Origin of the sequence: Staphylococcus sp. GDY8P94P, from assembly GCF_017892255.1 — a bacterium.
In the GTDB taxonomy this organism is placed as follows: Bacteria; Bacillota; Bacilli; order Staphylococcales; family Staphylococcaceae; genus Staphylococcus; species Staphylococcus cohnii.
In genome coordinates, this window is record NZ_JAESKU010000012.1 from 141,347 (window position 1) to 151,349 (window position 10,003).

General features: G+C 31.6%; 7 protein-coding genes and 1 tRNA gene. All 8 read right to left on the bottom strand.

What is annotated here, in order from left to right; translation table 11 throughout:
* Positions 1 to 6: 6 nt before the first annotated feature.
* Positions 7 to 1,830, bottom strand: a complete 1,824-nt coding sequence (locus tag KA926_RS08390; protein ID WP_182478575.1) for an assimilatory sulfite reductase (NADPH) flavoprotein subunit — start codon at positions 1,828 to 1,830, stop codon at positions 7 to 9.
* A 183-nt stretch (positions 1,831 to 2,013) separates the two neighbouring features.
* Positions 2,014 to 2,748 carry a phosphoadenylyl-sulfate reductase gene (locus KA926_RS08395; protein ID WP_192945669.1) on the bottom strand — a complete coding sequence of 245 codons (735 nt, stop codon included), beginning with the start codon at positions 2,746 to 2,748 and terminating at the stop codon, positions 2,014 to 2,016.
* A 1,026-nt stretch (positions 2,749 to 3,774) separates the two neighbouring features.
* On the bottom strand, positions 3,775 to 5,007 hold the full coding sequence (locus tag KA926_RS08400) for an aminoacyltransferase (protein ID WP_192945668.1): 1,233 nt from the start codon (positions 5,005 to 5,007) through the stop codon (positions 3,775 to 3,777).
* A gap of 98 nt (positions 5,008 to 5,105) precedes the next feature.
* Positions 5,106 to 5,197: transfer RNA gene (locus KA926_RS08405), tRNA-OTHER, on the bottom strand.
* A gap of 175 nt (positions 5,198 to 5,372) precedes the next feature.
* On the bottom strand, positions 5,373 to 5,912 hold the full coding sequence (locus tag KA926_RS08410; protein WP_107385854.1) for a PadR family transcriptional regulator: 540 nt from the start codon (positions 5,910 to 5,912) through the stop codon (positions 5,373 to 5,375).
* A gap of 55 nt (positions 5,913 to 5,967) precedes the next feature.
* The gene (locus KA926_RS08415; RefSeq protein ID WP_226953554.1) at positions 5,968 to 7,149 is read right to left on the bottom strand and encodes a YhgE/Pip domain-containing protein; all 1,182 of its coding nucleotides are present in this window, start codon (positions 7,147 to 7,149) and stop codon (positions 5,968 to 5,970) included.
* Between the two features lie 429 nt (positions 7,150 to 7,578).
* Positions 7,579 to 8,724 carry a globin domain-containing protein gene (locus KA926_RS08420; protein WP_107385853.1) on the bottom strand — a complete coding sequence of 382 codons (1,146 nt, stop codon included), beginning with the start codon at positions 8,722 to 8,724 and terminating at the stop codon, positions 7,579 to 7,581.
* A 351-nt stretch (positions 8,725 to 9,075) separates the two neighbouring features.
* The gene (locus tag KA926_RS08425) at positions 9,076 to 9,909 is read right to left on the bottom strand and encodes a ParB/RepB/Spo0J family partition protein (protein WP_107386467.1); all 834 of its coding nucleotides are present in this window, start codon (positions 9,907 to 9,909) and stop codon (positions 9,076 to 9,078) included.
* Between the last annotated feature and the right edge of the window lie 94 nt (positions 9,910 to 10,003).

Consider the following 10,003-nt stretch of genomic DNA (forward strand, 5'->3'; position numbering starts at 1 on the left):
CCTTTTCTAATAAACGTCTCTTTGATATCGTTTGTCTTTTTTCATTTGTGTCAAATAAGTCTCAGCTTCTTCCTCTGACATATTACCTTCTTTAACTAAGACCTGATGTATCGCTTTATGTACATCTTTAGCCATATTTTGTTCATCGCCACATACATATAAAGATGCACCGTTTTTTAACCACTCATAAAAAGTTTCACTTTGTTCCACAATCTTATGTTGAACATAAACTTTTTCATCCGTATCTCTTGAAAATGCTAAGTCCAACTTACTCAACACACCTTCTTTAAGCCAATCTTGCCATTCTGTTTGATATAAAAAGTCTGTTGTAAAATGCTGTTCTCCAAAGAACAACCATGTTTGGCCTGATAAATCTAACTCTTCACGTGCTTGTAAATAAGATCTAAAAGGTGCGACACCTGTTCCAGGGCCAATCATAATGACGGGTGTAGCTTCATCGAATGGAAATTTAAAATTCGGGTTTTTCTTTAGATATACAGATATAGATGTTCCAGGTTCCATGCGTTCAGCTAATTGAACTGAACAAACACCTTGGCGCTCACGTTGGTGTGCTTGATATCTTACAGCGCCTACAGTGATATGAACTTCATCAGGATTTGCTTCATAACTGCTCGCTATAGAATATTCTCTAGGTGGTAATTTTCTTAAAAATTGATATAGCACCTCAGGCGCCAGGTTTTCTGGTTTAAAGTCTTGAATTAAATCAATTAAATCTCGACCATAAACATAAGATTTAACCCACGCTTGATCTAAGACGTTTTCTGCCAACGCTTCATTTCCAAACAACTCAGCTGCTTTTTGTAGTAGTGGTTTAGTTAATTTAGTAATTTCAAAATGATGTTGTAGTGCATCCTTTAATGAAAGCACATCGCCTTTGTCGTTGATTGGTATTTCTGTTTGAGCATCCCAATCTAATTTATCCAGTAAGACTTCTACTAGTTTTTCATCATTTTCTGGAATCACAACCAAGCAATCACCTGGCTCATAGTCTTCACCATAATCTTCAAATTGTAATTCAATATGTCTAACTTCTTTATTAGAGCCTCTACCATTCAAGTTAATATTTTCTAATATTTCAGCTTCATAAGGTTGTGTTTTTGAATATCGTTTTTCATTTGTCAATTGTACCGCGTTCGTTGTTGTCACCTTTTCTTCACTCAATGAGGCTTCGCTTAACTGCTCAATAATTTGATCCATCCAAGATTCAGCCATATCATCAAAATCCAAGTCACAATCTCGTCTATCTACTAAGCGGGAAGCTCCTAAATCTTCTAGACGTGCATCAAAATCCTTACCTGTTTGACAGAAGAATTCATATGATGCGTCCCCGAGTGATAAAACTGAAAAACGTACACCTTCTAACTTAGGTGCTTTTCTACCATGTAAAAATTCGTGAAAGCTAATGGCATTATCGGGCGGATTTCCTTCACCATGAGTAGAAGAAATAATAAATAAATCTTCTACTTTTTTTAGATCTTTTGTTTTATAATCACCCATTGCACTCAATTTCACATTGAAATTGAGTTCGACAAGGCGATCAGCTAACTTTTCAGCCAAACCTTGTGCATTACCAGTTTCTGAACCATACAATACAGTGATATGTCTCTCACTATTTGAAGTGTTTTCTTTATTTAATACAAACTGAGCTACTTCCGATGGTGTTTCTTGTTTTGTAGTAACACTTTGTAAATTTGCAGTTAAATAACCGCTTAACCAAACTTGCTGCTCAATCGTAAGATTTTGAATAATTTGGTTTAGTTGTGTGGCTTGATTTTCATCAAACGGACTATTTATTACGGATAAGTTCACAACCATTTCACCTCATTTTAATTTTTTATTTAACAATCATTTTGTTTAAACTTACTCAACAATTGACGCCATACTCTTTTCAGAAAAATTTTTAACCATCACCTAAGATTATTTTGTTTAATCACCCTTTAGATATATCTATCCGATGGGAATACTAGGATTTAATGTCAAAAAAATTTATTATTATAAAGATGTATGGTCTGTGGTATGAAGGCCGCATTCTGTTTTGTTTGAATTGGTCCATCTTCCCGCTCTTGAATCTCCTGATCCTTCAACAGCTGTCGTACACGGTATACATCCTATACTTGGATAGTTAAAATCATGTAATTCATTATAATGCAATTTATATTTTTTAATATATTGCCATACATCATCCCATGTCCAATGTATCAATGGACAAATTTTAACTGATTGGAAACGTTCGTCTTTATTTATAAACTGCGTATTTTGACGGCTTGGCGATTGCGCTCTACGTAACCCAGAAATCCAAGCAGTAGCACTAGACAAGACATCTTCCAATGGTTTGATTTTTCTAATATAACAACATTGGTTTGGATTGTTTTTCCAAAGTGCGGGGTTATATTGTGATGATTGCTCTTCCAAAGTTAATTCCGGTTTTTTTAGTTTAATACGTAGTTCCGGGTAGCGTTTTTGAACACGATCAATTAAATCATATGTTTCTTGAAAATGAAGGCCTGTATCTAAAAATACAATTTGTGCATCCTTCTTAACACTATAAATCAAATCTATTAAAATCATGCCTTCCGCGCCAAAACTACAGGCATAAATAACCGAATCTCCATAGGTTTGATAAGCCCATGAGACGATTTCGCGTGCACCTTTTGTTTCATCATCAATATCTATTGACTCAAAGACATTTGCATTAAAATGTTCATAAGTAACTTTTGGTTCAAACATTAATCTATTCGCCCCCTCATAACGTACATGAATACATTATAATTAGATTTATTATAAATTTAGAATTATTTGAAAATAATTATGATTTACACTTTACTCATTGTAAATTTTTATGTCAAGTGTATATTTGAACGCGCGCATTAGTTACATTTTTTATTAAATTTGTATAGAAAGTGCATAGTCATAGTATTTTAGGCACTTTTAATTTCTAAGTTAATTCATTTTTATAACAACCTTGTTATATTGAATTTTCGCCTTTTCTAACATCTTTTCACATTTTTCTGAAATTTTTTAGATTTTTCATTTTTGACTGTATTTTAAAAGCCATCATTTTATAAAAGGTGATTCAGAACGTAGACAAACCCTTCGCATTAATTTGCGAAGGGTTTGTCTACTTATATAGTTTTTTCAAAATAGTAGTGGTATTTCAAACCATTATTGGCCATTTTACTAACCATATTGCCAATTTTTAAAGATTCATGGCAACACAAATTAACATGGTCTCCATAGAAACTTTGTCATGGTGTCTATATTTCGTTCATCGCATACCATGCTGTTCTTTTATATCGCCTAAATCTTCTCTCAATTGTTTGACTTCGCAAATTATATTGTTTCTTTACAGTATCAACAGTGCTTTTCAATGATATAACCATCTTTATCTACACATGCATGTAGACTATAAGCAAATTGTTTTTATCGTTCTCTTTTAACATATTATCCCACTTCTAAATCAGTAATACTTTTAGTGTGATATTGGCAGTGATTTGGGCCGACTCCTGCGGGAAGCGCACTAGCCGAAGACTACAGGCTAAGGCAGTGCCCGCGGAAAGCATGCACAAAAAACTGCCGACAAAGTCGGAGACTTTGTCGACAGTCTGAGCCACCTTTTATAAAAAGGTGGCTAGCTCATTTCAATTTTTAGAAATTCAAATCAATGGTTAATTAAAATATAATAATATGCAATGTTAAAGTGGGTGGTTGTCCTTCGTATCAGTTAATAAAACTAAAGCGTTAAGTAAATCAATCCTATTTTATTAATGCATATATTTTATAAAGTAAAGGTCTTATTGGTTTAATAAAATCTCCAATATACTCTTCTATATGCGCGTTGAAGCCTGCTTTGAATTTTTGTACACCAGCATCTTCAGCATTTTCACTGAAATCTCCTGTTATACCGTAAAAATTATAACGATGGATATTGTGCGCTTTCGCAAATTTTATCATTTCCCATTGCAATCTATAGGCACCCATATATGTATTGTATCTAGGGTTGGAGCCGCTTGAAAGATAATAAACTTCATGATCGTTGTAAATATAAAGTGCAGCTGCTAAATCCAATATGGTTCCATCTGTTTTGATTAATGCTTCTGTTTCGGTTACTTTTCTTTGTTGTGCTTTTATTTGTTGTAAACCCTGCTCATACTTATTTTTTTTCGAGTTAGGATTATTTTCTAAGCGCGCTTTAATATTTTCTAAGTCTTCATTTAATTTTTCTAATTGTTTATTTTGTTTGACTAACAATGCTGACAAATCGATATATGCTAATTTTAACATGCTATTATCATGATAAATATTTTGCATTTCTTTAAAGTAATGCTGATCTCTAAACTTAAAACCATGTTTTTCTTCAGCCATTTTAAATAATTTAAAAAATCTACTAGTCTCCTCAATAGGGAGTGTACGTATTTGTACATCCATCTCGTATGTTTTCTTAATATTTCTACGTGTTTGATAATCCATTTCTTTAAGTAGGTCATCTTCAGTTTTGTTCTTCAAATCCAGAACAAATAACCAACGAATTTGACTTATTTGAGAATACCCTACTGTATACCCTTGATGTTTATAACCGATATCTTCCATAGTCTTAATAAGTGGTTTATTGTTATAACTTTCTAATATTTCACCTTGAGTATTTCTTATATTTTCTAACGTGTATGGATCTGTTAAAACATATAAACCACGATGCTTTTTTAAATATTTAGTTAAATTTTTGTAGAAAAACCTTACTAACTGATAATCCGAAAAATCCAAAACAGGTCCTCGATGCGTATAAAAATATTTAAAAAATTTAAAGGAACGTGCTTCAGTTAAAAGGCATGCTGCTATAACATTATCTTCGTTATCTTTAACACCTACAATATGCACATCGTTTTTATGTTGGTTTCTGTAATGAAAATGGTTGGCACTTTGTGTGTAATGTGAGGCATGATTATGAGTAAAATTTTCAAATTCATCAACTTTCAAGTGAGTGAAATACATTGTAAACCTACTTTCTCTTAATTTATAATGCATTGAACAATATTTATATATCATTAAAAAAACCAAGCACTAGGAAGGCTTGGCTAAATGATTTTCAACGGAGGGAGAAGGATTCGAACCAACGCAAGCAAGATGCTTCTAATTAATATTAACTATTAATTTCCCTTAAGCCAGACTTGGGTATCCCTCCAAAATTTTAATTATTTGATTATATTGTACTACTCATTTACAGAAAATGAAAGTATTGTTTAAAATATATTAAAACCTTTTTTCATTGCAAATCCATATCTATAAGGCACCATCTTTTCACAACAACAAAGAAGGAACAAGTAACCGTTCTTACGTTACTCGTTCCTTCTTTAATATCATACATTTTCATTTTCAATAAGTGTTATTAGTTTTTCTAAAAAATGAATTGTATTACTTGTTTTAGTGGTAAAGTGATCCGACATAAAATTTAAAAGCCCTTCATTTTCAGGCGTTACTTGAATTTTGTGCTTTATCTCTTGTGCTTCTATTAACATTTGTTTATTATCTTGAATCTTGCTTTCCAAGATATTGATTACTTTTTGATTATCTACAAATTTAAGGTAAGCAACACCAACATACATTTCACTAATTTCTTTAGTGTTCTCGAACAACTTATATATCAATTTAGGCAAAGTTTGTTTACCTTTTTCAGTAATTTGAAATACTTGCTTATCCGGACGATTTTCTTCTTTAATTGTCTCCACTATTTCTACAAGGCCTTTTTTGGATAATGCTTCAAAATTATAATAAAGTTTACTTTCTGTTAGTCCGCTCATTTTATCAAAAGGTATTGGTTCTGATAGCTGTTTTTTTAATAAATAAGGATAACTGTTTTTTTCCATTAATTTCCCTAATATAAATATTTGGATAGACATTATTAAAGTCTCCTTTTCTCATAATACCTTTATTTTAACAGAATCAAAGAAGATATTAATAGTTTGCAAGTGTTTCGTTAGTATTTTTGTAATGCTCAAAAACAACATCGGGTTCTTTTTTATAAACAAAAGTTACGATAACAATATTAACCAACATGGCAACGACACCTACAGTTACCATAGATAAAATATATGGTGTTTGTGACACACTTCCAAAAATGTTTGCAAAATGACCCTGCACTGAATAATACATTGGTGAAATATGACTCATCCAGTTATAAACTGTAGGCATCATATCACGACTCATTGTTGCCCCATTAGCAATTGTTTGTATGAGTAAAATAGGAATATTTAAAATCATACCTGCCTGACCTATTAGGAAAACGACGATTGCAGTAAAGTTAAAGGAAACCCAATAATTCAATACTAATTGGCCAAAAATACTTAAGAATTTATCAGCTTCTAAATCATTTACTAAATAAGCAATACCTAACGAAATTACAGAAGAAGCTAGTCCAATGATTAAGGCTGTTAGTTGAACATAGATGAACAATTTAGTTTTACTAGCCTTGTTTCTGTTTTCTTTAAATGCACTAACTAATTGCGTCGCTCCAATCATTGCTCCTACATATCCAGCTAAAGTTAAAAACATAGGTAACATTTTAAAATTCATGCTTGATGGCATTTTATTCATATGAGTAATGTCACCAGAATATGAGGCATTTATTTGCTTAATTAAGCCGTCCATTTGTTCATCAGGTATTTTTGCTTGTTGTAAAACACCTTCTGTAGTTTGGTTAGAAAATTGTTTACTAAGCTGACTATTAATTTCACTTCCGATTGAATCCATAGATTGACTAATCATCGTTGGAGAAGCGTCATTCACTTTAAAATCTAGTCCTGGTGTAGCTTTTTCAGATTTTAAATCACTTGAAAAATCTTGAGGTATATGAATAACAAGATTTAATTTATTATGTTCCAACTGATTATTTGCTTTCGCATTAGAAATATCTTTTTTAATATGATCGAACGGTAAACTTTTGTTCAATTGTTTTGATATTTGGTTACCGTAATCCCCTTTATCGTCGTTAACAATCGCAATCGGTAATTTATCAATATTACCTGGCATCGCTTTGTAACCAGGTAAAAAGATGGCCAACATCACTAATCCATAAAAAATCCCCATGAATATTGCGCCAACTGCCCCTTTTGTTTTTAAAAAAGCACTAAATTTCATCTTAATTATCCTCTCTAATACACATATATAGTTTTATAAAAGTACTTTTAACAAAGTACTTTTTTTATACTACTCTTTTGGATTTAATAGGTCAATTATATAAACCTAGAATTTTCATTATTTTACGAAACGTTATACGACAACTGAATGTCTATTTTTATGTGTATAGAGGGTAAAAATGCTTTGTATACATACAATTTATGCTCAAATTGTTTTGCTAATTACAAAGTATACTTAACTGGCACTATATCTTTATATTTTTGATTTATTTGAAAAATATTTGCGCAGTGTAAAATAAAAAAACCCCCGACTAAGCTATTAAGTCGAGGGCTTTATTTAATAAAAATGAAAGGTCTTCAGATAAATAAAATACCATGTTTATTTTATAATATTTTTTGAATCTATATAAAATGTGTAAACCGAGTTAAATTACACTGAAAAGCTCAATCTTGGGATAAATGTTTCAAAATGAATATGCTCCATTGGTACTTCTAATTTTTGTAATTCTTGAATCATAGCTTTTAAGAATGAATTACCACCACATACATAAACTTCTGTTTCACCATCAAGGTATTGTTTTAATTGTTCAGCGTCTATAAATCCGTCTTGATCACGGAAATGTTTATCAAATTGTGCTACTGAAGATTGTGCTGTGATTGCTTCTAAATTTTCTTCAAATGCTACATTTTGAGCATCGGATGTTGATTGAAGGAATGTTGAAGTTAAACCAGCATCAACTGCTTCTTTATACATTGAAACGAGAGGTGTAACACCTACGCCAGAGCCTAAGAATAATTGTTTGTTATCTTTGTTTGCCAATCCAAATCCACCAACTGGTGCAGATAGCAATAGAGTGTCTCCAACGTTCACTTCATCGTGTAGCACTGTAGATACTTCACCTTCATGTTCTTCCGTAACGTCTCTACGTACACCGAATGTTAAGAAATCCTTGTCACCATCTACAATAGAATAATGTCTTTTAGCTCTGTATGGCAACTTCTCACTAGATATGTCTACTGTAATATATTGTCCAGGTACAAATTGACTTAAATCAATGTCGTCAGATGTTACTGTGAATGATTTAATTATTTCAGTTTCATCAGTGATATTTGTTACAGTAAATGGTTTAAAACCATCCCAAGCCATTTTACTGTATACTTCTTTTTCTAAACCGATAAATGCATCAGCAATTTCTCCATATGCTTTAATCCAAGCTTGGATAATAGGATCGTCTTCTTTTAAACCAGTCTCTTGTTGAATTGCCCAAATTAAATTTTCACCAACGATTGGATAATGCTCAGCTTTTACTTGTAAAGCACAATGTTTGTAAACCACAGGCATAATTGCGGGAACAATCGGTGATAAGTCTTCGATATTTTCTGCCGCTGCTAACACTGCCATCGCCAATGCAGAAGATTGTAACCCTCTTTTTTGGTTAGTCTGATTAAATATATTTTTCAATTCAGGATGTTGTTCAAATAATCTTTTATAGAAAGTTGATGTTATTGTCTGCCCTTTATCTTTTAATAATGGTATCGTTTCTCTTATAGTCTGTATTTCTTCTTGATTTAACATAAAACCCCTCCTAGTTATTCCTTCACCTCCATTATTGTACGCCATTCGTTTACTTACAAGAGAATGTGTTTTATTTCACATAATTTTCACATTCAATATTCATTAATTTGTAACTATTTTATGATTAACAATTTTTTAAAAGACAACATATAGGAAATCATTGCTTACTTTCATTCATAATATAATTTAAAATAAAATATATTTTTTTAGAAATTAGTTTTAACAAAAATTAAAAACCACATGCACCGGACGATAAATGAGTTGGCTTGTGGTTTTAACTTTTTTATTTACTCTTATTAATATGTTTTAAAAATGCTTTACACTTATTAATTAACAGATAAAAATTCTATTTTAATTATATTTCTCATTCAATTGGTGTATCAACCTTCTGAACTCCGTTTCGGATTTAAATTCAAAGGTGATATAACCTTTTTTATTTTTGTTAGAAATCGTCACAGCTGAACCATATTGTTCTTTTAGTTGTCGCTCTTGCTGTTGAATAAACTTTGGTTTTTTAGTTGCTTGTTGTTTTTCTATAATCTTTTTTTTATCTTCATTGTTTTCATTTACATACTGTTCTAATGTACGTACACTCCAAGACTCCTGGAAGGCTTGCTTAGCAATGCTTTTCATCTTTTGTTTATCTTTTATCCCTAATAATGTACGTCCATGTGCACCTGATAATTTATTATCTTTAACCATTTGAGTAATTTCCTTAGGCAATTGTAGTAAACGCAACATGTTGGCAATATAAGGTCTAGATTTACTTAATCGCTGTGCAACTTCTTGTTGAGTCAGCTCTAAATCATCCATTAGCTTACGATAACTTTCTGCTTCTTCAATCGCATTTAAATCTTCGCGCTGCAAATTTTCAATCACAGCGAGTTCCATCATGTCTTCATCAGATAGCACTTTTACAATAGCTGGTATTGTCGTTGATCCTGCTAGTTTTGAAGCTCGATAACGTCGCTCTCCAACTACAATGTTATAACCAGATATTGTTTTTCGTAACACGATAGGCTGTAAAATACCATGAAGTTTTATCGACTCAGCTAAATCTTCTAAACGTTCTTGATCAAATGTTTTTCTAGGTTGATAAGGATTAGGTTTAATGCTGTTAATAGCAATTTCTTTTACGTGCGCATTGTTATCTACTTTGAGTCGTTCATCTATAGAATCATTCATTTTTTACACCTACTTTCTTAAATAAAATAATTTTTTTAGTTAAACATAGTATATCATCACAGTAACAATGAAAAATATTATTTTAAATTATCGG

Excerpts from the sequence above, each read along its gene's own strand:
- KA926_RS08395 (WP_192945669.1), bottom strand. The coding sequence starts at position 2,748 with ATGTTTGAACCAAAAGTTACTTATGAACATTTTAATGCAAATGTCTTT.
- KA926_RS08400 (WP_192945668.1), bottom strand. The coding sequence starts at position 5,007 with ATGTATTTCACTCACTTGAAAGTTGATGAATTTGAAAATTTTACTCAT.
- KA926_RS08410 (WP_107385854.1), bottom strand. The coding sequence starts at position 5,912 with ATGTCTATCCAAATATTTATATTAGGGAAATTAATGGAAAAAAACAGT.
- KA926_RS08415 (WP_226953554.1), bottom strand. The coding sequence starts at position 7,149 with ATGAAATTTAGTGCTTTTTTAAAAACAAAAGGGGCAGTTGGCGCAATA.
- KA926_RS08420 (WP_107385853.1), bottom strand. The coding sequence starts at position 8,724 with ATGTTAAATCAAGAAGAAATACAGACTATAAGAGAAACGATACCATTA.
- KA926_RS08425 (WP_107386467.1), bottom strand. The coding sequence starts at position 9,909 with ATGAATGATTCTATAGATGAACGACTCAAAGTAGATAACAATGCGCAC.